A 25,916-nucleotide genomic window follows, 5' to 3' on the forward strand; every position below is an offset into this window, starting at 1 on the left:
ATGAGTTCGAAGCTTTTTGGGAATATGCATATACGCAGTCGGCAGAATCGTTCTTTAATGGTTGGATAACTGCCGCTTTGAAAAGCAGGCTTCAAGCGATCAAAAATTTCGCTTTAATGCTTCGTCGCCATGCAGTTCATATATTGCCGTTTGTTAAAACTAAACTTACTAATGCCATGTCTGAAGGCATCAATCGGATCATTAAAATTGTCAAGAATAGAGCAAGTGGTTTTGCGAATTTAGGGGCGTTTACCGATATGATTTTTCTGACTGTTGGAGATGTAGATATTCCTGCGCAAATTCCTGATCAATTTCGTATGGTATAAATATGGGCAGAAACACAATAAATACAACGAATTCAAGCCATTTTCATATTGGGAGTTCCGGATATAGCCCATTTTTTTGATGGAGATGCCAGAGGCATAGAGTCGGCATTTATGCTGCCGAATTGTGCCGTTGAACTATTTGATACCTGGAAGAAATATATTTTGAAAGTATACAGTGAAAAACCTGATGGGAAAAAATCATGAAAGAAAATGGAAATTCCTTCGCTTGTCTGGTATTACTGACATCTGTACTGAAACTCTTCGCGCAGAGTATCACTGTGACCTTTTGCGGCTATTCAAGTTCAGATAATCTGCCTGTAGAACTTGACAGCGTTTATATATACAATTGCGATACCGGGGAAGATACGACGATTTATGGCCCGATGGAACTTGCCTTTGTTATCCCGTCATCCGGAGCATCCCAACCCCGTCTTTTTCCCTCATTTAAAGCTGCACTTGAAACTCCGGGCGTGTTTTACAATCTTCAGGGATGCAGAGTCCCTGGCATTAGATCAGATAAAAGAATTGAACCATTCACAGTTCAGGTTTTAATTGAAAAGAGAGATGGGTTTCAAAGGAGAATAGTGGCAGTTGATAAGAATCAATTCACTGTGCCCGGACAATTGGAAAAAATCAGCCGGGAATTCAGAGATCCGGTGGGTAAAAGAGCCGAATTTTCAGCCAGTGATTCTTTTTTGTTTGTCGGATTCGCAGATGGTTATGAAAACGATACTATAGCGAGAAGATCTGTTTACGATGGTGAACTTCTGGAATTCAAATTTACCGCTCAGACAAATGGCCGTATATGGTACGACTGGGTGTATTATTCCAGGGATAGCCTGGTTACATGGGGATTTGGTAATACAGAACAGGCATACAGAAGCAATGACAGGAAATATAACTGGTATGTTGATCAGGCAAATACCGGGACTCACTCCAACAGTAACTGCGGTCCGTCATCAGCAGAAATGGCCTCCAGATGGGCGGATAGTTTGTATACCGGCTCTGCTGAAGAAGCAAGAAGCCTGTTCAGGCCTGAAGGCGGGTGGTGGTATACAAGTGATGTTATCAGCTATCTGACTCTGCATAATATCCCGAATCACACGGTACGTTTTGACAATACTTCCAATATCCGGGAGTTGATCGACCAGGGAAACATTCTTATTTCATGTCTAACCACCGCGGAATTGCGTCGAAATACAAACAATGCTCATCGTGTTGACCGGTTTTACAGTTACGGGGACGGGCATTTTCTTGTCATTAAAGGATATAGAATTGTAAATGATTCCGCTCTTTTTGAGGTCTATGATCCCAATAACTGGAATGCAAAATATTCAGACAATTCTCAAAAAGGCAAAAACCGTCATTACCGCGAATCTGATATGTCAAATGCGATCTCCAAATGGTGGAATTATCTGATTGTTGTGAGTGAAAAAGGTACTGCAGCCAAGAGAATGCCGTTTAAAAATGTGGTCGACCCGGACACAATAGAGCATGCGCGGGGACGGTGAATGTAAACAATATGATCCGGTTTTCTAGCCCGGTTTACCGGGCTTTATTTGGTTAGAGGTGGCATTTATGCCGCCTCTTATGCCGCCGTTTATACCGCCGAAAAAATTAAACCTGTGTTGTCAGAAAAACCTGTAAAGTCATCTGTTCAATCTGACTCTGAAGTCCTTCGATATCATCCATGTGAGCGTCTTCGTCATTCAAAATCTCCTGAAGAAGATCACGTGTGGCAAAGTCTTTCACTTCACCCGCAAGAGCAATTGCATTGTTGTAGGCTGCGATAGCATCGGTTTCCGCAACACGGTCGTTTTCCAACTGCTTCGCGACATCGGACCCGATATGAATCTTGTTGAGCGATGAGACAACCGGAACACCTTCCAGAAAAAGAATCCGTCCGATCAGCTTTTCTGCATGCTTCATTTCATCGATGGCTCTTTTTTCGAAATGTTTATGCAGCTTTTCATATCCCCAGTCTTCGCACATTTCTGAGTGAACCATATACTGGTTGATAGCTGTGAGTTCGTCGGCCAGAAGCGCATTCAGCGCACTAACAAGCTTTTCATTACCTTTCATAAGAGGTTACCTTTCAATGAAAGTGGTTAAAGGTGATTTATAAGCAATAAATGAAGTTAAATCATTATACAGTAAATTCACTCATTTATACAATGAATAATGTACAATTTATAAATTAATATACGAAAAGAACACTGGAAATATTCCGGGTAAAGATCGCAAACCCGGTGAAGTTTACCAGGGTCAGTATGGTTCCTGTCAAAAAAAAAGCCGAAGGCTGAATGCCTTCGGCTTACTGACACAAATAAGACCTGTCCCTTTATTTTAATACAAATCCTGATTTGTGAACCAGATCGGAACTGTTAACCTTAACAACATAATAGCCTTTTGGCAGCCCTGCAGTGTTGATACTGCAGTTTTTATTGAATGTCGCCGAACGCACAACATTACCTCTCAGATCATAAACATTCAGAACTGATCTGCTGTTTTGTGAATTGTTAAGACTGATATTTACAGCGTTTCCGTTCTGACGGACAGTTATGTTGTTTGCTTTTGATGCTTTTACCGGTAAAGAAGCGTTAACTGCCTCAATTTCATAAAGTGAGACGTTGTCGACAAATACTGTCGGGGTGCTCAATCCCACACTGAACTCCACTCTTGAATCCTCATACGTAGGATCTCTCATGATAAAATCAAGTGTGAAAGTCTGCTTTGTAGTTGTGAGATTAACCTCTCGTGATCCATTCAAAATATTCTCACCTTCTTCTCCAAAAAAAGAAGTATAGGGGCTGACCGGCATACCGACATTAACAAAAAGGGTTCTGTTAGAAGCTGCACGAGCATCGTAAATCAGACGGTAGGCCTTACCCTGTTCAAGCCGAATACCCGGCTGGACCACCTGCAGGTCGTAGTAGTTATTAGCTGTAGTAGTAACTGTCAGACGATACTCTCCGTTAACCACATCGCCTGAACCGGATCCGCTCCAATTGTTGAATGTCCAGTTTTTTGTTCCTGCTGAAAAAGATCCATTCACAACAAGATCCTGCTTGCCATCCGTAGTAGTAAAATTAGCCGTGATTTCTTTCGTGGCATCCATCTTGACTGTCAGAGGGTTCTGATTCCCGGTAGCACTTCCGGTCCAGCCACTGAATACCCAGCCTTCAGATGGCGTAGCAGTGAGTATAACCTGGGCGTCTTTCTCATAAGTGGTATTATCCGGGTTGCGTGTCACAGAGCCTCTTCCTCTTGTGCTGACTGTGAGGCTGTAGCTTGAGCCGCCACCCTTAAGAAAATTCGGGTAATCGTTTGGTGGATTGGGGTTGTTTTTGATGAACTCCCTGAGCCAGGTCATGGCCGGACGATCTTGCCCGTTGGTTCTTATTATACCCGTGTTTTCAACCCATGTAGAACCAAGAATGTAACCCCAGATCGTGATACCAACAACCTTGGGGTGATTCCACATCTCTGTGATATGATTTTTGTAGTTATTAAGCTGAGCCTGATCATCTCCTTCGCCTATATCATATTCTGAGATAAGCATCGGAACCTTTATTGAATTCCAGATATCATCCAGGCGTGATTTGAGAGTACTTGCAGAAGTATTTTTCAGACCATGTGCCTGGAAACCCACAGCGTCAATCGGCGCTCCGGCTTGTATAAGCTTGGGTATGATCTGCTTTATCCATTGGATTTCATTATTCCACTCAAGAGTGTTGTAGTCGTTGTAAATAAGAATAGCATTGGGCCAGCGCTCCCGGGCCATTTTGAAGGATTGAACAATCCACTCATATCCGGTGGAACCTGTTCCTCCAAGAGCCTCACGGAAAGGAATAGGAGCATGTTTACCGGCATTCCAGTTGTTGGGATCTGACATGTACGCTTCATTTACCACGTCGATCATTTGAACATCAGGATATCTTGCCGCTGCGGCGTCAAACCATTCGATAATTTCTGCCTTCTGCTCTGAAGTAGAGAGATTGTTCATCCAATCGGGGTACTGGCTTCCCCATATAAGAGTGTGGAATTTCCAGGGGATACCATGCTGTTTTGCATAGTTGGCAATATTGTCTCCACCACTCCAGTTCATCTGGTCACGGGTTCTTTCCACAGACCCCCATTTGTGCTCGTTTTCACCAGTGATCTGGTTCCACATAGAGATGAAATCGTCCCGTACCCGGCCGTTTGTAGTGATATTCCCCAAAAACTTATTGGCTCCTTTGGCAAGCTGGGCTTCTGAGATACCCGTAAAAAGGAACACAAACGTGAAAACAAAGCAGGCGATCGGAACCGCTAACGCTTTGACTGGCATAGAATTGGATCTTCCCACTGCCAGTGTGGGTTTAATGAATTTTTGTTTAACTCGATTTGGTTTCATTCCGCCCCCCTTTTTTACCTTTCGATCGGAACGATGGTGTTGAACAAAAAGTTGATTAATTCTAATATAAGGAGAGTAATCACCGGAATCCTGTTAATTTTGCCGGTCTTGTGCATTTTCTGTTGAACTTTAGTTCAACATTTTTTCTGAGGCGGCATAAGTGCCGCCTCTAGCGAAAAAAAAGCCCGGTGAACCGGGCTTAGGAAACAAAACCGGCTTGCGATACCGGTTCTGATCAGGCTCAATAGACCTGGAAGAGTTTCTTCGAAATCGTCTGATTTCTGGACTTGATCTGTATGGTGTAAACACCCTTTTGTGTTATTGCAGGTATGTTGTTAATAACCAGGTTTTCAGAAACTGCCTTCATCTCCGTTATCCGTTTTCCTGACAACGAATATATTGCAATTCTGCGTGAGGGATCTTTTGCCCCGAATGACAATTTCAGGATACCATTTTGGCTGTTTATGGAAAAACCGGCAGGTAGTTTTTTCTGCACACTTTCAGGCGTATTCACCGCGTCTTTTCTCAATAACCGCACATAGAAGACTCCTCCTACCATACCGGTAGATGCCTGGAATTTGACAGTGATCTCATCTTTACCGGATACCATGCTGTTGGGAATGGGATACTCCTGATTGATGAACTGATCTTTGTTCCATTTACCGACAATGTTTTCGGTGACAAGCTTCTCTCCATCGATAAGGATATCGAATGTACGGGTACATCCCTCATTTCCCCAGTACCTTACCATAAGAGAGAGATCTTTTTCTCCATTTGTAAGCAGGTTATAACTGAAAAATCCGCCGTTTCCACCGCTGCAACTCCCGGCATCACGGTAAAATTCACCATTGTGGCTGCCGGTCTGGGAGTTTTCAGATTGCAAATTGTGATCTACTTCAGGCTGCTGCTCACCTGGAGCGACCTTATCTATTGTTCGCCTGTCAAGTATGAGTAACTCTTCTTCGTCTTCAACGCTGCCACCCTCCGTTAGCCAGTAAATCATATAGCGGGAATCGTGAATGCGGAAAAACGGCTCAAGAACAAGCTGAGAGCCGGTCCAGTTTCCGATCAGTCCCTGAGAGGTAAAGGTCATCTGCTGACCGTTACCGCGAACAAGTTTGGATGGAATTGATGTCCGGCTGCCGAGAAGTTTAGGTGCTGAGTTCAGAGAGTAAAGAGCTCCGCTGGCAATGTGTCCCCATCTGCCTGCATCTGCTATAAGGCCATTGAGGTCCCGGTTTTCGGTTTTTGCTCCCAGAAGAATCGGACCGTGCATCAAAGCCACATAAGAGGGGACATTGGGCATCTCCTCAATTCTGGTGTGCATTGGTAGAATCACAGTTACGACCTCACCATTGCTCCATGTCCTGTCGATTTCATAATAGGATGAAGGCTGTGAAGTTGAAGGGAGTGTGTCTGTTCCTATGATAATTTTCAGGGAACCTGCAGGAACCCAGAAGGGATGACGGATAAGCAGCTTGAACCTGGATGAAGAAGCAGTGCTTATGGTCAACTGGGTGCGTTCCTCATCGGGAAAACGGGTCTCCTGCCTGATCTTTACCCCTTTATCTTTCCAGTTAAGCTCGGATGCGACAAACAGATTAACAAAAAGAGAGTCGCTCTTGCGGGAATAGATAAGCTGGCTGTACTTGCCGTGATTTTCCATTCCTGTACCCACACAGCACCACATCGCTACATCTGGAGCAGAATAGACTCTGTAATGACGCGGACGGGCTGGAGTAAAATAAACGTATCCTCCATGGGTGGGGTGCTGAGATGAGAGAATATGGTTGAACATCGTGCGTTCATAGAAATCGACGTATCTCGCATCATTTGTCATGCGAAAGAGCCCTTCCGAGAGCTTGAGCATGTTATGAGAATTACAGGTTTCCGGCCCCTCCCGTTCTGTTGTGTAATCGATGCAGTCTGCAGCTGGGGGAAAATGCTCTCTTCTGCTGTTGCCGCCGAAGGCAAGGCTTCTTTTTCCCGTCACTGTTTCCCAGAAAAATCTTGCAGCTTTGAAGTATGTGTTATCGTTATCCATTTCAGCTATGCGCTGAAATCCAACAGCCTTTGGTACCTGGGTGTTTGCATGCAGGTTGTCAAGATTGTCGGTTCCCGATGACATAGGGGTGAGAATTGTCCTGTGAGAGAGCTTTTTTGCCATGGTGAGATATTTGGTATCCTTGGTCATCTGGTATGCATCGGCGTAGACCTCATTGATGCCACCGTGTTCATTCCCGAGCATCCCCTGAATCTGGTTATCGGATAGCCCGGAGAGGATTTTGATCCCCCAGTCACAGAGCTTTAAAAACACCTGCCTTGCAGTTTCGCTGCCACCGTAAAGCCAGGCATCCCTGAGCCCTGCATAGGTTTTGTGGATATTATACCAGGGTACCCAGTAATCCCAGACCTTCCCTGTATTACCTTTTTTTATCTCCCGCCACAGTGGTTTTCCGTTGGGGATGCCGCTGACATATCCCACAAAATCGGCATCTTTACCATTTGCATCCTGACACTTCTTAAGTTCATCAATCATATAATCCATACGCTCTTTACATTGTGCATCACCTGTCGCAGCATAATGTATCGCAAGAGCGGAGAGATAATGTCCCCCGACATGCCCGTCCAGACCGGCCCAGTTGGAATAGTTTGACACTCCTTTGGTCGAAAGACCGGCATCAGCACGATAACAGTAAAGCAGACGGTCGACATTGTATTTCATTAAATGGCTTATGTTGAGATCCATGGAGTGTTTAAACGGGCCATCCAGAAGCGTGACATCACCGAGCGGAAACTCATTGGTATAAAGTTTGTCCTGTGCAGACGCGTTGATTGTCAAGAGCATCACAGCAGTCAAGTAAAGAAAAAACCTGTTCATAATGCCTGTCCTCCTTTTTTAAGACGATGTATCTTTCGGTTAATGATTTATGTCCTTGTAACAGTTTTCTCACTCTTCTTTTCGGTATCGGTATCTGTATCGAAAATTCAAGGATCGGTTGTAAATATGTGATTACAAAATATCGATTCCGATACCGACCCCGAAAACAAAAGGTATCGGTTTGATATATGAGGCAGATATCTACTTTCTGAACTCCACCAGTGCATCATCCGCCTTCTGATTCATAAAGCACAGTTTTACCCAGTCCTCACTATGGGCAATGCTTGACACCCGAACTTCATCGATCAACCCGTTAAAAATCGACCATCCCTGAATGAATGGGATTTCCACAGATCTGCCATGGCTGCCGATGGTGAAATTGTCAGTTGAATTTCTTTCATACTCACCCGGCATCAATGCAGCTTTGTCAACTACCAGTCTCCCGTTTATGTACAGACTTTGATTCGTGCCATTCCGCACACCTGTCAAGTACACCCATTCTTTTGCTCCGGGCGCAGGCGGAACTGAATCTTCGGAATACTCCCAGCCCAACTGGTTCTGGAACTCTACAAATTCCCAGGTTGCCCGGTTATTCTTAAGACATTTGAATTGCAGGTAGTACTGTTCGTGGCCTTTACTCGCGATAGCGCGGAAAATGGAGTCGATAGTGTCAGCCTTCACCCAGCAGGATATCGAGTAGAATCCATCCTCAGAAAAATTCAAGCGGCTGTCTGCTGTATTGGGCATTGTGATATAGGAAGAGGTTCCGTCAAATGACCTCGCCCCGCCTATTGCTCCGTCAACTCTGGATTCTTCTGATGTGCCCACAGGTAATCCGTGGTAGTGGTTTGGTGTTGCATCGAGGGCTGGATCGGTCCCTTTACCTGAGAGATGCCATACTCCCTGAAAAGCATATGCCGTATCAAACACAGCGCAACCATCGGATTCACTTTCCGCATCGGGATTTCCCCAGTACATGATGATAACCTGTAAATTGTCATTTCCATATACAGTGTCAACTTTGACCCAGATCTCCGCTTTCCGGCCTTTTGCATCCCACTTTTCAATTTCGTAAGGAAGCGGTTTACCATTTTCTTTTACAAATCTCAAATCTCCACCATCCAGTCTCGACTGGCTGAAATCGAAATTATCCCCGTGCAAGCGGATAAGTACCGGGAAATCAGTGATGTCGCTGTCTACACCGGCCCCTGATTCAGTTGTATTCAGGTAGATTCGCCTGGAGTAATTAAAACTGGCAAGATGGTAAAAATCGATTGTACCGGCTTTTGTCGTTTCACCGGACTTTACGGTAATGCTATCGATTCCAACGGAGGATGAAGTGTCCGCGGATGACACTGCACGTAAAGTGTAAGTTCCATGCGGGAGATCATCGATAACAAATTCCCCTGTCGCCGTATCACAAGTCACTGTTCGTTCCAAGCCATAGATCTGGATAAACACGTTTCTGTCAGATGAAGCGAGAGATCCCTTAATGGCTCCTGAAGGACGAAGAGTATCTGACGGGAGATAAACTGTGGAGTCCTCGGCATTGATTGTACAGTTCAGAAGAACTGCGTTCCTTGAACCATCATTGACCTCGATAGAATAGGCGCCAGGCTCGAGTGAATCGATAGAAAAGATTCCAAGGGAATCAGTTCTGGTGTCAACACGTGTGATTGTTGATTTTCTGAGAGCAGAACCTGAGAGAGAGGGTGTGTAATTGCTGGGACGCAGATAAACTGCAGCCTCAGAGGCAAAACTGCCGTCACTGTTGTAGAGTGTACATACAATACGCCCGTTCCCGGCATGCGATCCGGTCCCTGCGATATTATTTGAGGCGCACTGCAGAAAAAGAAGCGCTGCAGAAATACAGCAGAGATTTGCCAGAAAGGATACTCCCGATGAATTCTTCCGCAGCGCAAGAATCTTTATCATTGAGTCTCCTCTTTTTCTTCTGTTTTCTCTGTCAAAGGAAAGAGCTGAAAGTTGCATTGACAAACCATTTCAGAAATGTCGGTATCCTCCAGGACCATAGCCATCAATTCCTCTTTAAACGATCTGATCCGCTCCTTTATGCGTTCATAACACTTATGTGATAAGCCAAATGTAAGAGAGCTGATTTCTCTTTGCCGGGGTTCAAAACGCTCCAGTGCATCTTTCGCAAGAGAGAGCATCTCGGAGTGGAAATTCCTCAGGATAAGAGATCTCATTTCATATTCAGAGGAGATCATCGGGTCGGCAGGCTGAAGTTTCCTGTCAGGATCGCGGCGCAGGATTCCCAGTCTCAGCATCGTTTCAATCGATTTTCTGGCCTGTGAGGCAGTTATACCCGGGATACATTTTTTGGCGATCCAGTCATAATCTTCCCTGAAATCCGGCAGTGTCACAAGTTCCCGTATCGCGCTGTGATACCAGTTCCGGAAAAACTCATACCGGCTCTCATCCAGAATTTTTATATCGCAATCCCGCCGCAGACGCTGCATACGGGTGAAATGCAGGTTTTTTTCGTAGTTTGTTTTACAATTGACAAACTGTACGATGGCGCCGAAGTATTCCGTTTCCCTTTGTGTCAGATTCATGGCTGCAGCATACTTTTTCATCACTGCCAGGCTGAGCCGTCGTCTGCCGGAAATGATGTCTTTGAACATGCTTTGAGAAACACCGGCTTTTGCGGCAAAGGAACGGAAGGAGAATGATTTAGATGATTTTTTCTGAAAAGAGTAGTAGTCTTTCAGAAGAGAGTGATAATCGGTGTATAGGAAGATGTTGAATTTTCCGGTTTTCATATATGGGATAATATAAGCAAAAAAGTGCTGTGCTGGGAGGAAAAATGCTGGTAAGATTATAAATATTGCGAACAAAAAAAATACTAACACGATGATTTAAAAGGAGATAAAAGAAACAGCTATGAGCGAACAAAAAAATTTGCGAACAGTTGAGCTGCAGGAAAAACCATTGAAACAGCCACAGAGAACACGCAGAGGAGAGGGGAATGGGAAAGAGAAGAATGTTGAAGTAATGTTCAACGGAAAATGCATAGAATCCCTTCTAAATAAGCAAAATCTTCTATAATGCGCTTTATATTATAGATTTGAAACGGAAAATGTTCAACGCTCAATATGTCTTTTCGACAATATGGGGGAGAATAGTATGATGAGAAAAGTTTCGGGTATCATGAGTTTAATTGTTTTTCTGGGAGCCTGTCCTGTTTCCCTGGTATCGGCTCTGGATAACGGGCTGGCCAGGACGCCTCCGATGGGATGGAACAGTTGGAACATATTTCATGAAAATATAAACGAGAATCTGATAAAGCAGATTGCCGATGCCATTGTTGAATCGGGAATGAAAGATGCCGGTTATATATACCTCAATCTTGACGACAACTGGATGGCTTCATCACGGGATGCAAATGGAAAGCTGAGGGCTGATCCGAACCGTTTTCCAAGCGGAATGAAGGCGCTTGGGGATTACATTCACTCAAAAGGGCTCAAGTTTGGTATTTATGGAGATCGCGGTCTCAGAACATGCCATCACTATAATTGGGGGATAGCGGGATCACAAAGCGGAAGTTACATGAAAGAGGAACTGGACGCCAGGACTTTTGCAGAATGGGGTGTTGACTATTTAAAGTATGATAATTGTGAGCCTGCCCCCGGTTCAGATCAGCAGCAGGATTACGAAAGGATGAGAGATGCTCTTGCAAAGAGCGGCAGGGATATCGTTTTCAGTATCTGTGCCTGGGGTTTTGCGTCCTGGATGCCTAAAACCGGCAATTTATGGCGTTCTACAGGTGATATTACCGATAAATGGGACAATGGTAATGATTGGTTCAGAGGGATAATCAATGCCGTTGATGGAAATGCAGACCTTGCGCAGCATGCCGGACCGGGTGGCTGGAATGATCCGGATATGCTTGAAATTGGTAATGGCGGGTGTACTACGGAGGAATACCGGAGCCAGATGAGCATGTGGTGTATCATGGCTTCTCCGCTGATTGCCGGCCATGATGTCAGGAAAATGTCACAGGCTACAAAAGATATCCTGCTTAACAGAGAAGTGATTGCTATAAACCAGGACTCCGCGGGTATTCAGGGAACCAGGATAAGTCGGAATGATGGCCTTGAGGTCTGGTGCAAACCGCTTGGCTCCAGAAACGGGACTACAAAGGCAGTTGCATTATTAAACAGAAACAGTAATACGAGGGATATTACTGTCAGGTTTGCCGATGTGGGTCTTTCAGGAGAGATAACTGTGCGTGACCTCTGGGCCAAGGCTGACAGGGGCAGTTTTACCGGTTCATATACCATGTCGGTACCTTCTCACGGAACCGGCTTGCTTAAGCTCTCAAGCGGTCCTGCGAAGCCAATATCCGCTTTTTCAAAAATAGAAGCGGAGCACTACTCTCTTCAGTCCGGGGTTCAGACGGAAACCTGTTCTGAGGGCGGAGAAAATATTGGTTTTATTGAGAATGGCGATTATGTGGCATTCAACAATGTCGATTTTGAAGAGGGCGCAGACGTCTTTGTTGCCAGAGTGGCAAGCGCCAACGATAATGGCGGTACCATCGAAATACGGCTTGACAAACCTGATGGCACACTTGCTGGTTCCTGCACTGTTGAAGGCACGGGCGGGTGGCAGACATGGACCGAAGTCAGTTGTAATCTGACGGAAATAAGCGGAAAGCACAATCTGTACCTGCGATTTACCGGAGGAGAATCGTACCTGTTGAATCTCAACTGGTTCCAGTTTACTGTAAGTACCGGAGAAAGGAATCTTGTCAGACAGCCGGAAATCAACAGGTTTAAAGCAGAGATGTCAAACGGCAATATAGCGATCAGCCCATCTGCAAGCCGCGTCAGATTCAATGCATCTGTATACATGCCGGATGGACGGCTGGTTACCAGCAGAAACAATATCAACGGCGTCATCACAATTCCTGTAAAAAGCAAGGGAATTTATCTGGTTAATATCGAATGTAACGGGCAGGTTGAAAAGAAAATGCTTTCATACTTTTAAACCGTTAAGAGTAAAATCAGAAAGCAATTATTCTGATTCAAACCAGAAAGTTCTTATCTGTATCTGAATTATCCGGGGTGATAATTCAGATACAGAGTTTTTATCTCCAAATCTGAATAGCGGTTGCGATTGAACTGAAATGTAGTCACAATGGGAGAGTGTGTGCATGATGATTGTTAAAGGAATAATACTGGCTTTGCTCCTGTCTGTGGCTGCTTTTTCTGACTTGACGCTCTGGTATGACGAGGCTGCGTCAAAATTCGAGGAAGCTCTGCCGATTGGAAACGGCCGCCTTGGTGGCATGGTATATGGAAACGTAGCAAAAGACAGGATCAGTTTGAATGAATCGACTGTCTGGAATATGTCTCCCGGAAACAATAACAAGAGTGGTGCCGCCAATCGTCTTGCTGAAGCACGGCAGAAGATTTTTTCCAATGATGCTACCGGAGCATGTAACGCGGTAAACGCGATGATCGGAGGCGGACAGGCTGCGTTTCAACCGGTTGGGAATCTTTATCTGGAGTTTTCCGGACACACCGCGTCAAATTATCGCCGTGAACTGGATTTGAAGACTGCGATAGCTAAAACTACGTATTCATCGGGAGGGGTAACCTATACCCGGGAGTATTTTGCCAGTTTTACTGATCAGGTAATAGTCATCAGATTATCGGCAAATCAGCCTGGTAAGATTTCCTGTGCGGTTTCCATGGACAGCCCTCATGGCAACAAGAATTTTTCCACATCCGGCAATGATTTACTGTTGCTGAATGTGACTGTCAATTCCAGCGGTATCAGATTCCAGACCCGTGTAAAAGTCAAAACTGACGGGGGTACAGTTTCAGCGGCAAACAATAAAATAAACATCAACGGGGCAAACAGCGCTACAGTTCTTGTCGCTGTAGGTACCAACTTTAAAAGCTATAATGATGTAACTGCAAATCAGGTAACCCGTGCTGAGTCGTACATAAATAATGTCAACCAGAAAACATACAATAATATTCTTGAGGACCACCTCCGCTCTTACAAGGAGCTGTTTGACAGAGCAGATGTAAACCTGGGTACACCGACAAATGATTCCACGCTTACAACTGACGAGCAGATCAGGAGATTTTCGGTATCCAATGATCCTCAACTGGTCCGTCTGCATTATCAGTTCGGACGTTATCTGATGATTTCCTCATCGAGAGGAGAATCACAGCCTGCAAATCTGCAGGGAGTATGGAATGAGTCGACAAATCCTCCCTGGGGAAGCAAATACACCATAAATATCAATACAGAGATGAACTACTGGATGGTGGAATCTGCTAATCTTCAGGAGTGTCTGGAACCGCTTGTGAGGAAGATAAAGCAGATGGCAGCACCCGGGAAGGAGACTGCCAGAGAGCACTGGGGTACTGACAAAGGCTGGGTGGCTCATCATAATACAGATTTGTGGAACCGGACTGCTCCGATCGATGGTGCATGGGGCTTTTGGCCCACTGGCGGCGCATGGCTCGCTACTCATCTCTGGGAACACTATCTTTTTACTCTTGATAAGGATTTTCTGGCTGATGTTTATCCGACTATAAAGGGAGCAGCGGAGTTTTTACTTGCCACTTTGGTTGAAGAGCCCTTTTCCGGTAAGAAATACCTGGGTACCTGCCCCAGTGCATCACCGGAAAACAAGCCCGGAGCATGGAACTGTGATGTGAGTTTTGCTCCAACGATGGATATACAGATCACTCGTGATATCCTGAACTATACAATCGAAGCATCGAGAATTCTTGGGCTCGATTCAGATTTCCGGGTGCAGGCTGAAACTGCATTGAACAGATTGCCTCCCAGCATGATTGGCAAGCATGGTCAGTTGCAGGAGTGGTTCAAGGACTGGGATAATCCAAATGATCAGCACAGGCATGTATCACATTTATACGGGCTGTTTCCTTCTGCGCAGATCAGTGTCCGCGGGACTCCGGAGCTGGCTAATGCCGCAAAAACCTCATTGAATCAGCGGGGAGATATGGCTACCGGCTGGTCACTGGCGTGGAAGATGAATCTGTGGGCCAGGCTTGAAGATGGAAATCATGCTTACAAACTGATCCAGATGCTTCTTACACCCGACCGTACCTACCCAAATCTCTTTGATGCTCATCCGCCGTTTCAGATCGACGGTAATTTCGGCGCGGTTTCAGGTGTAAATGAGATGCTGCTGCAGAGTCATAATAATGAGATCAATTTCCTGCCGGCTCTTCCGGACAGATGGAGCAGCGGATCATTCAGAGGATTGCTTGCGAGGGGAGGATTCCTGATTGACACTGTAACATGGAGTAACAAGGCAGTGACCAGGGCGGTTATCACATCAAATGCCGGTGGTGACTGTAACCTGCGGCATAAGAACATCACCAGTTCATTTGAGACAGAACCGGGGATGACCTATGTGCTTGATGGGTCACTGAAGGTTACAGACAGTTACAGAAAGGGTGTGACTGGTGTGAGGCGGGCTGTGCAGGACAGCAGGACTGGTCTTGAAGGAAAAACTTTTTCTGATCTACGTATTGTCAATAATAGTGGAAAAATTTATATAAAAGCATATGGAGAAGTACCGGATCTGTCTATGCAGGTGTACAACCTTTCCGGAAGAGTGGTTTACAGCCTTGAAAAAGCATCTGGATCGGAGCTAAATGTGCATACTCCACAACTGAAAAGAGGAATATATCTGGTAAGAATCAATTGTGGAAAGATCAGGCAATTTGAAAAAGTAATTGTAAAGTAAAGTTTTTTTTCTCTTATCAGAATCCGGATTAGATTCGGGAAATATTCTAAACCTTAAGAAGGAGGACCTATGTCGGGTCGATTAGTATTGTGTTTCTGTATGCTGGTCGCCTTTGTGGTGAATGGTCAGACCATCAATTTACGCGGTAAAGTGACTGACAACAGCAACGCGCCTGTGACCGGGGCAACTGTAACCCTTATTGGCCAGAATTTAAATGCTACTACTTCGCAGGATGGTTCCTGGGAGATCAAGCGTGCCGATGTGGCGGTTTTCAGGGAACTGCAGCCTCAGTTCAAAAATGTCTTTGTGGACAGGGGTTATCTGGTGTTAAGCCTTCCTCAGGCATCGCCGCTTAATATCGAGATGTTTGATGTCAAGGGAAAGCTGCTTAAGCGGGAATCAAAGCCCAGTGTAAAGGCAGGGTTCTACAGGTTCAATATTGCAGAAAATTCCATGGCGGCAAAGGTACTTATTATCCGGGCAGCAATCGGTGGTGATGTCACAACATTCCGTTATGTTCCACTGCAGAATGGCAGCTATACTATCAATCAGCTATCATCATACGGGACACCTGCAGAAGTAAATGGTTTGCAGAAGATAGCGGCTGTTGATGATACACTTAAAGTCGCAGCTGATGGCTATAAGGAGAAAAAAGTACCGATCACATCGTATGATCAGGAAGTCAATATCAAACTCGAATCGGATGTTTCCGGGCCTGAAAACGGCAGTATCGGATGTGGAAAAGCGCTCAGTGATCTCAAGAGCGGTACCTACAAGATTTCAAGTGCCGGTCTGGAAAGGGAATACATTATAAGCATTCCTGACAATTATAATCCAAACAAGCCATACAGGCTGCTTTTTGGAATACACTGTATGGGTGCCAGTGCACAGGCAGTCAGCAATGATAAGTTTTACCGTATGAAAGACTTTGATACAGAGAAAAACTACATCTGGGTTGCACCCCAGGGTTACACTGATGGAATGCCATGGAGAACAAGGGATAACAAGGATCACACATTCTTCGATGATATGCTCAAGATTTTCAAAGAAAAACTCTGTATTGACACTACAAGAATCTTTGCCTGCGGGTTCAGCTTCGGTGCCATGGAGTCCTACTCTCTTTCTTTGAATCATCAGAATGTTTTCCGGGCGATAGCCACCTATGCTCCGGCCAACTACAATATTTATCTCCCGCAAAATACCCATGGAAAGATTGCCTATCTGCAGACACATGGTTTGTCTGACGGTACCTGTCCCTGGGACCGGAATGGCCAGGGCGGGAAATACTGTGTAATCACTCATGCACAGGATAACCAGTGTAATAATCCCACCAATGTCCCGACGATACAGCAAGGCGCCTCAGGCCATTATTGCTATGAATTCCAGGGGTGCAGTGAGGGATATCCGGTCAGGATTTGTACCTTTAACGATGGACATACTGACGTGCACAAAGACCCTAACCAATGGAATTCCTGGATTCCAAAAGAGACATGGGATTTCTTTAACCGGTTCTGATTCTGACCCGGTTAAATGTGTAAACAGAGTCGTTTTTATAGCTTTTTGATTTGACCAAACGCCGGGATCTCCTTTACGGGGATAACGGCGTTTGATTTATCTGTGGATAAGAGGGTTTTTGTCCTGATAATGTAGACAGGAAAAGAAAAGTATAATGATAGTGGGTGTCTTGCAGCCAGGGCACCGGATATGGAAAGGCAGGGTCTAAATATGAAAAATGTGATGCGCTTAATATTCTGCTTGCTGGTATTATACATCTGCATTCTGCCGTGTTTTGCGGAAAACCCAGTCGTACAGACATGTTATACTGCCGATCCGGCTCCGCTGGTACATGATGGTGTTGTATATCTGTATGTCGGCCATGATTCATCGGCTGCTCCCAATAACAGCTATTTGATGCGCTATTACAAGTGTTATTCCTCAAAGGACATGGTGAACTGGACAGATCATGGGATCGTTCTCAACATGAAGTCAGTATCCTGGTCCGGAGGGGAGGCAAATGCAGCTCAAGTCGCTTACCGCAACGGCAGTTTTTATTTCTATACGTCAACTAATGCCACAGGTGGAATTGCAATAGGTGTCGCAGTATCCAAAAGTCCTCTGGGGCCGTTTACCGACATCGGACATCCGCTGATTACTGCCAGTCAGATGAACGGGTGCAATGCTACCCACAGTTGGCGCGGCCTCGATCCGGCTGTATTTATTGATGATGACGGGCAGGCTTATCTTTACTGGGGAAACAATGTCCTTTACTGGGTAAAACTCAATGAGAATATGGTATCTACAAGCGGTACGATAAGTTGTCTGGATGCGAAGAATGCGGCTTTTGGTCCTGATTTCGAGGAAGCACCATGGGTTTACAAGCGGTATGGTAAATACTACCTGGTTTATGCATCGGGATTTCCGGAAAGCATTCATTATTCGATGAGTTCAAGTCCAACAGGGCCCTGGACTTACAAAGGGCAGATAATGAAAACTCAACCCGGTGGGGTAAGCAACACTATTCACCCGGGGGTGGTCGATTTCCAGGGGAACTCCTATTTCTTTTTCCATAATGCCGGTCTGCCGGGAGGAAGTAGTTACAGACGTTCGGTATGCATAGAGCAATTTGTTTACAATGAAGACGGTACGATACCTCTTATCAGTGAAACAAGTGAAGGGGTGATAAATGGGGTCGGTAATCTTGATTCTTATGATACAATTCAGGCTGAAACGATCTGCTGGGGATCGGGTATCGAAACAAAGCCCTGCAGTGATGGCGGAATAATGGTCACCTCGATTTCAGATGGTGATTATATCAAGGTAAAGGGTGTCGATTTCGGTATCGGCGTATCAGGATTTGAAGTCCGTGCAGCAAGCGGTTCCTCAGGCGGAACTATTGAACTTCGTACCGGAAGCCAGACAGGAACACTTGTCGGCACCTGTACTATCACCGGTACCGGCGGATGGAATACATGGAAGACTTTTCAGTGCGATATTACCAACTGTATCGGTATAAAAGATTTTTTTCTGGTTTTCAGAGGTTACGGTGAGCCATATCGTCTTAACTGGTACAGATTCAGAAGGGAAGCAACCTCCGTATCTCAGGATGGAAATGACCCCTGGAAACATGTATCAGGAAACCTGAACTTTTCATCCGGTGTGGAATTGAACGTGAAAGGCACAACATTATTTGTAAAATTTGCGGCATCGGAAGGGAAACCAGTGACTCTGAAGTTTTATAATATGATGGGTGAAGTTGTGCGATCAGAAGTTTTACAAACCGGTTCCAATAACCGCATCTACAGGTGTGATATTTCAGGAATTCCCAGTGGTTTTTACATCGTTAAAATCGGTGACAGGGAGAGTGTTTTTAACTCTTCGAAGGTGCTTGTAAGTCATTGAAGAAATACGATAACACGACATTACGAGTGTACGAGGGCGCGACGGAACGACAACACGACGACACGAGGATGCGACTGTATGACAGAACGACAATACGACAGTACGATGGGATTTGCTTTGTCAACTTATGATTATCTGACGGTTTTTTTTAATTTGCGATTGCGAGTACTGCTTCGCTGAACGCGAAAGGAGTCATTAAGACTTTTGTTCAGAAACAAAAGTCTTGTTGGATCACTTTGTAGAGAAAAATGGACAGAGAACAATCGATGCCGATTCCGATACCGGCTCTGATTTGAAGAACATATAGTGGTGCTTAAAATCCCCCTGACAGGGGGATTTGATGCTGTTATTTTGTCAAAATGACACTGGATGTCTTAATAATGCTGTTTCCGCTTGTGATATTGAGAATATAAGAACCATCGGGCAGATTCGAAAGGTTCTGGACACAGACCCCGGCACCACCGATTATGTGGGTTACTGAACGGACAAGGTTTCCTTTCATGTCGTAAAGATCGATCCTTACAGACTTGTTTTTATATGCGGGTAACCTGATCTGCAACACTGAGTTTTTGCATTTAATATCCGCGACAGAAGAGTTGAAACTCTTTATTTTTGCGGTGCTGTTTGTGGGATCGTACTCCTTTACCGAGATATTGTCCAGAGTTACTGCCGGAGAAGAGGTCCCGAAATTGAAACCCAGCCGACCATTGGCATCTGTTGGAGCCTCCATGGTAAACACAAAGGAGAATGTCTGTTTTGTGGTAGTAAGAGAAAAACGTTTCAGCTCATCCAGGTAGCTTGTCCATGGATTAACCGCCATCTCAACATTTACCTCCAGGTCACGGTCTGCTGACGCGAATGCGTCAAATGACACCCGATATGATTTCCCTTGTTCAAGGAACAGTCCAGGCTGAACGAGCTGAATCTGATAGTTGATCTCAGAGGTTTCTGTGATATTTATGCGGCATTCTCCGCTAACCACGCTTGCTGTCGCAGCTCCGTCCCAGACATTCAGTGTCCACTCTTCAGTTCCGGAACTGAAATCCCCGTTCAGCACCAGATTACCGTCAGCAGTACTACGGGCAAAGAGTGCATTCACTGTCTTATCACTGTTCATGGTGATAGTGAGCGGATTTTCACTGCTGCTTATACCATCTCCGCTCCAACCTTTAAACACGTATCCATCTTCAGCCTGAGCAGTGAGAGTAACAGGAGTATTTTCCTCATAGCCGGATTTATCAGGAGAACGGCTGACAGTTCCTTTACCTGTAATATTGACACTGAGCCTGTATCCGCTCTCAAGGCTGATTTCATCAGTATATGAACTTCCGACCTTGTACCAGTCAAAATCTGCTATACCGCCGGTGCTTTTGGTCGCGTAGATGAAAAGAGCAAAACGATAACCCATGAAATGAGGCATATCGTAGCTCATCTGAAGTGTGTTGCCGATCTGGGTCCAGGAGGTACCGTTGAGGCTGTAGAAGAAAGTGGCCTTATCGGTTCTGTTTGTAAAGTCCATATCGATCCGCAGGTAGACAGTGTTCTGATTGAGTGCGGCAGTTGCAACCTGTGTCGCTCCATTGTGCATGACTATTGTATTTGTAGTACCGTTTTTCTTTACTCCTACAAAGCCGTATTTTGCCTGCAAGGCTCCCAGACCCGCGCAATCACCATCCTTGAGCCCGCTGACATCGAGGCAGGTCCTGGCTGAACTCTTAGGTCCAAATGTCCTTTGAGTCAGGAGGTTACGTGCGGAAACGAAATTGTCACTGGCACGGCTGGTTTTGATCCTGAAAAAGCCGGGTCGCTCCGTAAGGGACCAGTGGGTGTTAACCGGATTATGGTTCCACTGCCATTCCAGTTTGAGTGTGCTTCCCGAGAAATCATCGGATGTCACAACGCCTGTTCCTGCAGCGGAGGAGACATAAGGCATGTTGAAGCTGCTTGGCGCGACACCGTTATTGAAAACAGGCCAGTTGTCCTGCCATGTTACTGGAACAAGCCAGGGGCAGCGTCCAACTGATCCATTATCCTGAAACAGATAACCCATCCAGTTGTTATCCTTCATCTGCAGGATAGATCCCTGAGCCACTCCGCTGCTTCGCAGAACAACTTTTTTCTCAAATGATCCGTTAAGTGACTGGCCTCTGGAGCATATTTGTGTTCTCATACTTCCGCTTGGCCAGCAGATATTGAATATGTAGTAATAGCCGTTATGTTTGTAAACCTGTGTGCCCTCGGCCCTGAGCCCGCCTGAACCGGCAACTGAAGCAGGATCTGTGAGCAGGACTTTATTTAATCCGCCGTTCTTTACACCGGTAAGATCTGAGTTAAGTTCGATGATACGTATATCACCGCCGCCGTGGAGAACATAATTACGTCCGTCATCATCGAGCAGCAGTGACGGGTCATGCCATTGCGGCAGTTTGGTTTCTGTCCAGGGGCCGGCTGGACTGGTGCTTCTGTAAAGATGGGAGCTTCCGGATGTCGATGAGAATGTCAAAACATAAAAGGTTCCATCCTTGTACCTTATGCTGCTTGCCCATGATCCGGCACCGTAGGCGTTCTGCCCGTTGTTGAGATTCATCTTGTCGTTATTTACAAGTGTAGAATAGCAATAGGAGACGGTTTTCCAGTGTACCATGTCATCTGATTCCATAATCGGTACACCGGGATTCATGTGCATTGTTGTACTGCTCATGTAGTATTTGTCGCCAACCCGGATCATCGATACATCGGGAACATCAGCCCAGATAATGGGGTTTGTCACAGTGGCGGCATAAACGGTGGAGATAAGGAAGAGTCCGAAGAACAGGGTAAAAACAGCCTTTTTTGCTAAATCTTTTTTCATGATATTCTTCCTGTAGTTGATTTGGAATTGTATCAATGCATGATTACGAATGCGTTTCTGCATAATAATATAGACTTAAAGAAGGTTTTTTACTATAGTGGGTGTGAAGAAAATGTTGAATATCTGTTCAACAAAAAGTGTGAGAGAATCCATTTTTTATCACAGTTTTTATGGATGAAGGGGTGGAATATTATTCCAAAATCTATGGTATTTATAAATATGGAATTGAATTTGCCTGATATTGCTCTTTCAACCCAGGCCTTCAGCCTGGGATCATGGTTGCGATTACGGTTGCATTTAAAAACAAAGGCCGGAAGTCGATTGTGGAACAAATCGGACTCCCGGTCTTTTTCAGAGGGGTGTTTCTTTTTCAGTACTGTTTCAGGATTCTTTTGGCAAAATTACCGTTTCTGTTCTTTACAGAGATCAAGTATATGCCGGGGACAAGGTTTTTGCCCGCTAAATATTCATCAACACCTTTCCCCGCTTCCATAACAGAGCCTTTCATATCTGTAATGCGGTAACTGAATTGCCCGTCAAGCTTAATCCTGAAACCATCGATGATGCATGGACTCAGACTGCCATCCGCCAGTCTGCTCCCATTAATGCTGGTCGGAACTTTAAACTCGACATAGTTCAGGTTCATGTAGTCAGAATCAAAGGCAATCCGCATTACGTGCTTACCCTCTGTGAGGTTGACATTTTTGACTGTCATAGTTTCCCATGTCTGCCATCCTCCGGTGTTGGGGAGATTGACGGGACCGGTTACATCTGTACCGTCCATCTCTATATGAAGTGTCTTCCCGTTACCATCAGCGGCTACACGCAGGTCAATATCGTATGCGCCAGTGGCAGCAACGTTAACCGTGTATTCCAGCCATTCACCATTACGAATGTAGCAGATATTGTACTGCCCGGAGTTGTCGGATGTGTTTTCAATATCGACCTCATCATTTCGGAAAGTGGCATCACCCTGATTCCCATTGGCATCTGCCTCATGGAAAGCCTGCCCTTCACCACCATTATCATACTCTTCTGCCTCGATACGTCCCGGAATCTGATGAGGATTTTCTTTATAAGGGGTTTGAGGCGGCGGAGGAGTGGTTGAGCCTGTGCCGGCCAGTGTGGTTACACTCTGTGCATCCAGAGTCACACTGCATGAGCCGTTGTTGACAGTAACTGTACCGTCATTGCTGATGTTCTTGCTTGCTGTTGTCGATATTTTTGAGAAAGATTTAACGGTTGTATTGGGAATGGAGATGTTTATTGTCTTGGAAGATGTATTGGAATTAACCAGTACAATGACAACACTGTCTTTACCTTTATATGCTGAAACATATACATTGGTGGTTGGGTTCTTTGTGGCATCAACCCTTATGTAACCGTTTCGTATATACTTGGAGAATTGTGCCATCACATAACCGCGTTTTGTAGCTGTTCCTGCTGCTGCAACAGTGCTGCTTCCATGCCCGCCCTCTCCATCATGGATCAGAGCATAATAACGGCGCAGCGGCCAATAGACGTAAGTCTGGAATCTTCCTTCAACGAGTGCGTTGTGGATATGCACTCCCATTTCAACGGCTTGACTCCATATATTAGCATCATTATTACTGTTTGGATAATACACCTCAGTCATCCATAGTTCTTTTCCCGCACCCTTTTGCTGGAAGAGAGGATAGGGGAAATCCCTGACTTGAGTTCCGTAAAGATGTGCTCCGAAAACTTTGACATTAGCAAGTGCCTGCGGGTCATTTAAAATCGGATCGTAAACATTTTTCCGGTACTGAAAAGACTCAGGTGTCATCAGTGGACATGAGATAAGCTTTGCATAACCCTTGATGAAATTTACTGATTCAGTTGGAGACCATTCTGTCCAATCGTGGGCGTAATCGGGTTCGTTCTGTGTAGAGATGGCATAGAGTTCAATGCCGTTATTTCTCATGTGCACTACGTAATCATTAAGGTGTTTTGCATAAGCCTCGAAGGAATTGGGATTGATTCTTTTCACACCATTGACAGTTGTAGTCATGCTGGCAGGTGGATTCCATGGTGAGGCGAACACTAAAGCCCCCAGCGCGACGGCTCTTTTAGCTGTTTCCAAACCCTGAGACCATTCGTTTTTATTGTCTGACACATAGGTACGCAGAACTGTAAGTCCCAGTTGTCCGGGGCCATTTCCAAAGGCTAATTCCCGTTCAGAGGCATTGAGATCTTTGTACCAGTTGGGATGGTTTATCCCCCCAAATCCCCGCATCAACTGCTGTTCGCTGTTGAGGTTAACAGTGACATTCTGTGCGGTGGTGTTGCTGGTGGTGAAAAACAGGATGCCAATGAAGAATAGAACTGCTGCTTTAAAACCAGGTGACTTCATACACTTACCCCTCATAGATGAAAACAGGCATTAAAGATATATCAACTAATTATAAAGTTTTTTTCGGGTTGTCTGTTGAAAAACCCCTTTTAAGGGGACAATTTCTGTACATATTCTGTGTACACGGAATATCCGGCACTTGAAATTTATCCGGAGCCCTGAGGAACTCCATTCTTATATCCCGCAGCATCTATTGATCAAATATAAGGAAAAGCTGAAGGAAGTACTTTGAATGGAAATAAAAAGTGTTGAAGGGATGTTCAACGAAGTACTGTTAACCAAATGATGAGTAAATTGAGGAGAAGTCTCCCGTTATGTCCAGGCCCGTTCGAAGACTCCGGTTTATCCCGCCGTAACTCTCAGGAACAGTCATCGATTCAGAGTGTGGAGATCCTGTTTCCGGTGCGACAGTTGTGTTATCATCGGGACTGGCAGAACTGCTGTACTGACACTGTTAAAACCGGGGCTGACGGAACCTTTTTAGGTCGGGCAATTGCAGACTGGTAATTACAGGGTTACAATCAGTGCAGAGTGATACCGCACGTTTACACAACGCAATGTAAATGTGGAAGGTAATGAAGTAACAGTTGATGCAGAACTGAGGCTGTCCCAGGCGACGCCGCATAGGTTTTAAATCAGCAGCAGCGCAGGTACTTTCCTGTACATACACCATTTTCCCGGTATGAATGATGATCCGTCAGCATCACAGGGGTTTCAGTCGCTCACTGAATGCAGTCGAAGTGCATACTGAATATTACAGCAGTGAGATCTGATTTTCCTGTTTAGTTAATCCTGGGATTCGTTCCAATTCCCGGAACACTTTCTTTGGCCTCAACTCTGAAAACTGAATCAATTATACGATTTTCCTATATAATTATGGATGGGAGTGTTTGTTAACGGCAGTCTGTATTCGGGTAAAGGGGTAACGATGTCTGTTCGGTTATGGTCCCGAAAAAGACCGGCAGGGGGGAGTAGTGGATAATTCAGATAAGTTTAACCTGATTCTTCTGATAAATAATTAATTTTTACTTACATTAAGATAAGGACGAGAAACACGATGGCTCGACCTAAGTCACAAATCAGGATCTTCGATTATACCGATTACCGGGCCTACCTTGGTGATTACTACAAGGAGCAGAAGGAGCGCTATTCCTACTTTTCTTACCGCTATTTTGCGAATAAAGCAGGAATAAGATCGATTGGTCTTTACAAAGATGTTGTCGATGGAAAGCAGTCGCTCTCCCGTCGGGCCATTGCAAAGTTTTCTGAAGCGATCGGTCATGGAAAACGTGAGGCGGAATACTTTGAGGCAATGGTATTTTATACAGATGCGGAGACTGTCGAGGAACGCAAATGCTATTTCGAGAGGATGATGGAGTGCCATGAATCAAAAGCACGCGTAATCGAGGCATCAAGATATGAGTACTATTCCCAGTGGTATTACAGTGCGATCCGGGCACTTCTTTCATTTTACTCTTTCGATGGAGTAGATTATAATTCATTAGCGAAACAGCTCTCTCCTCGGATCACTGCTGAGCAGGCAAAAAAAGCAGTTGAAACTCTGGAGCGGCTTGGTATGATAAAGAGGAAGGAAAACGGCTTCTTTGAGCCCTGCGACCAGATTATCACTACAGGGCAGTTGAATAACAACAGGCAGGCTCATACGATGAATATTGTTAATTTTCAGAAAAATCTCTTATCCCTTGCATCTGAGGCTTATGACCGGTATTCGGAACGTCAGATGGACATGTCGACCATAACGCTGAGCATTTCGAAGAAAACCAGGCAGATGATCAAGGAGGAAGCGGCTGTTTTCCGGAAGAGGGTTTTAAGTCTTGCAGAAAAAGACACTAATCCTGAATGTCTGTATCAGCTTAATTGTCAATTCTTTCCTCTGACAGACCCCGGGAAGGATGATTAAAAG

Annotated in this window: 15 protein-coding genes; 8 read left to right on the forward strand and 7 right to left on the reverse strand. The window is 45.1% G+C overall.

The window, feature by feature from the left end; all coding sequences use genetic code 11:
* Together GX089_16645 and GX089_16650 are read left to right on the forward strand one after the other, a co-directional pair.
* Nucleotides 1-326: transposase (locus GX089_16645; protein NLP04125.1), on the forward strand; the 326-nt coding region annotated here is incomplete at its 5' end.
* Nucleotides 327-526: 200 nt separating this feature from the next.
* The gene (locus tag GX089_16650; GenBank protein ID NLP04126.1) at nt 527-1,837 is read left to right on the forward strand and encodes a hypothetical protein; all 1,311 of its coding nucleotides are present in this window, start codon (nt 527-529) and stop codon (nt 1,835-1,837) included.
* A gap of 106 nt (nt 1,838-1,943) precedes the next feature.
* Here the strand turns inward: GX089_16650 and bfr are convergent, their stop codons facing one another.
* From bfr to GX089_16675, 5 genes are all read right to left on the reverse strand, one after another.
* Nucleotides 1,944-2,408 carry a bacterioferritin gene (gene bfr, locus GX089_16655; GenBank protein ID NLP04127.1) on the reverse strand — a complete coding sequence of 155 codons (465 nt, stop codon included), beginning with the start codon at nt 2,406-2,408 and terminating at the stop codon, nt 1,944-1,946.
* Between the two features lie 259 nt (nt 2,409-2,667).
* The gene (locus GX089_16660; GenBank protein NLP04128.1) at nt 2,668-4,722 is read right to left on the reverse strand and encodes a T9SS type A sorting domain-containing protein; all 2,055 of its coding nucleotides are present in this window, start codon (nt 4,720-4,722) and stop codon (nt 2,668-2,670) included.
* Nucleotides 4,723-4,963: 241 nt separating this feature from the next.
* The gene (locus tag GX089_16665; protein NLP04129.1) at nt 4,964-7,603 is read right to left on the reverse strand and encodes a T9SS type A sorting domain-containing protein; all 2,640 of its coding nucleotides are present in this window, start codon (nt 7,601-7,603) and stop codon (nt 4,964-4,966) included.
* A 201-nt stretch (nt 7,604-7,804) separates the two neighbouring features.
* A complete protein-coding gene (locus GX089_16670) occupies nt 7,805-9,538 on the reverse strand; it encodes a DUF2341 domain-containing protein (protein NLP04130.1) in 1,734 nt (577 codons plus the stop codon).
* The gene (locus tag GX089_16675; GenBank protein ID NLP04131.1) at nt 9,535-10,389 is read right to left on the reverse strand and encodes a TIGR02147 family protein; all 855 of its coding nucleotides are present in this window, start codon (nt 10,387-10,389) and stop codon (nt 9,535-9,537) included. The genes GX089_16670 and GX089_16675 overlap by 4 nt, the downstream gene beginning before the upstream one ends.
* Nucleotides 10,390-10,756: 367 nt before the next feature.
* On the opposite strand from GX089_16675, the gene GX089_16680 reads away from it, so the two are divergent.
* The 4 genes from GX089_16680 to GX089_16695 all read left to right on the forward strand — a co-directional run bounded on the left by GX089_16680 (nt 10,757) and on the right by GX089_16695 (nt 18,770).
* On the forward strand, nt 10,757-12,619 hold the full coding sequence (locus GX089_16680; GenBank protein NLP04132.1) for a carbohydrate-binding protein: 1,863 nt from the start codon (nt 10,757-10,759) through the stop codon (nt 12,617-12,619).
* A 166-nt stretch (nt 12,620-12,785) separates the two neighbouring features.
* On the forward strand, nt 12,786-15,371 hold the full coding sequence (locus tag GX089_16685) for a T9SS type A sorting domain-containing protein (protein NLP04133.1): 2,586 nt from the start codon (nt 12,786-12,788) through the stop codon (nt 15,369-15,371).
* Between the two features lie 69 nt (nt 15,372-15,440).
* Nucleotides 15,441-16,886: a hypothetical protein gene (locus tag GX089_16690; GenBank protein NLP04134.1), complete on the forward strand. Its 1,446-nt coding sequence runs from the start codon at nt 15,441-15,443 to the stop codon at nt 16,884-16,886.
* Between the two features lie 210 nt (nt 16,887-17,096).
* Nucleotides 17,097-18,770 carry a family 43 glycosylhydrolase gene (locus GX089_16695; GenBank protein NLP04135.1) on the forward strand — a complete coding sequence of 558 codons (1,674 nt, stop codon included), beginning with the start codon at nt 17,097-17,099 and terminating at the stop codon, nt 18,768-18,770.
* A 346-nt stretch (nt 18,771-19,116) separates the two neighbouring features.
* Here the strand turns inward: GX089_16695 and GX089_16700 are convergent, their stop codons facing one another.
* Together GX089_16700 and GX089_16705 are read right to left on the reverse strand one after the other, a co-directional pair.
* Nucleotides 19,117-21,684, reverse strand: coding sequence for a family 43 glycosylhydrolase (locus GX089_16700; GenBank protein NLP04136.1), 2,568 nt, complete (start codon nt 21,682-21,684; stop codon nt 19,117-19,119).
* A 307-nt stretch (nt 21,685-21,991) separates the two neighbouring features.
* Nucleotides 21,992-23,992 (reverse strand): carbohydrate-binding protein, encoded by a 2,001-nt coding sequence (locus GX089_16705; protein ID NLP04137.1) that lies wholly within the window; start codon nt 23,990-23,992, stop codon nt 21,992-21,994.
* A 282-nt stretch (nt 23,993-24,274) separates the two neighbouring features.
* Between GX089_16705 and GX089_16710 the strand changes: the two genes are divergently transcribed.
* Nucleotides 24,275-24,499: a hypothetical protein gene (locus GX089_16710; protein NLP04138.1), complete on the forward strand. Its 225-nt coding sequence runs from the start codon at nt 24,275-24,277 to the stop codon at nt 24,497-24,499.
* 550 nt (nt 24,500-25,049) lie between these two features.
* Nucleotides 25,050-25,913: a TIGR02147 family protein gene (locus GX089_16715; GenBank protein ID NLP04139.1), complete on the forward strand. Its 864-nt coding sequence runs from the start codon at nt 25,050-25,052 to the stop codon at nt 25,911-25,913.
* Nucleotides 25,914-25,916: the final 3 nt, after the last annotated feature.

Origin of the sequence: Fibrobacter sp. (assembly GCA_012523595.1) — a bacterium.
Lineage (GTDB): Bacteria > Fibrobacterota > Chitinivibrionia > Chitinivibrionales > Chitinispirillaceae > JAAYIG01.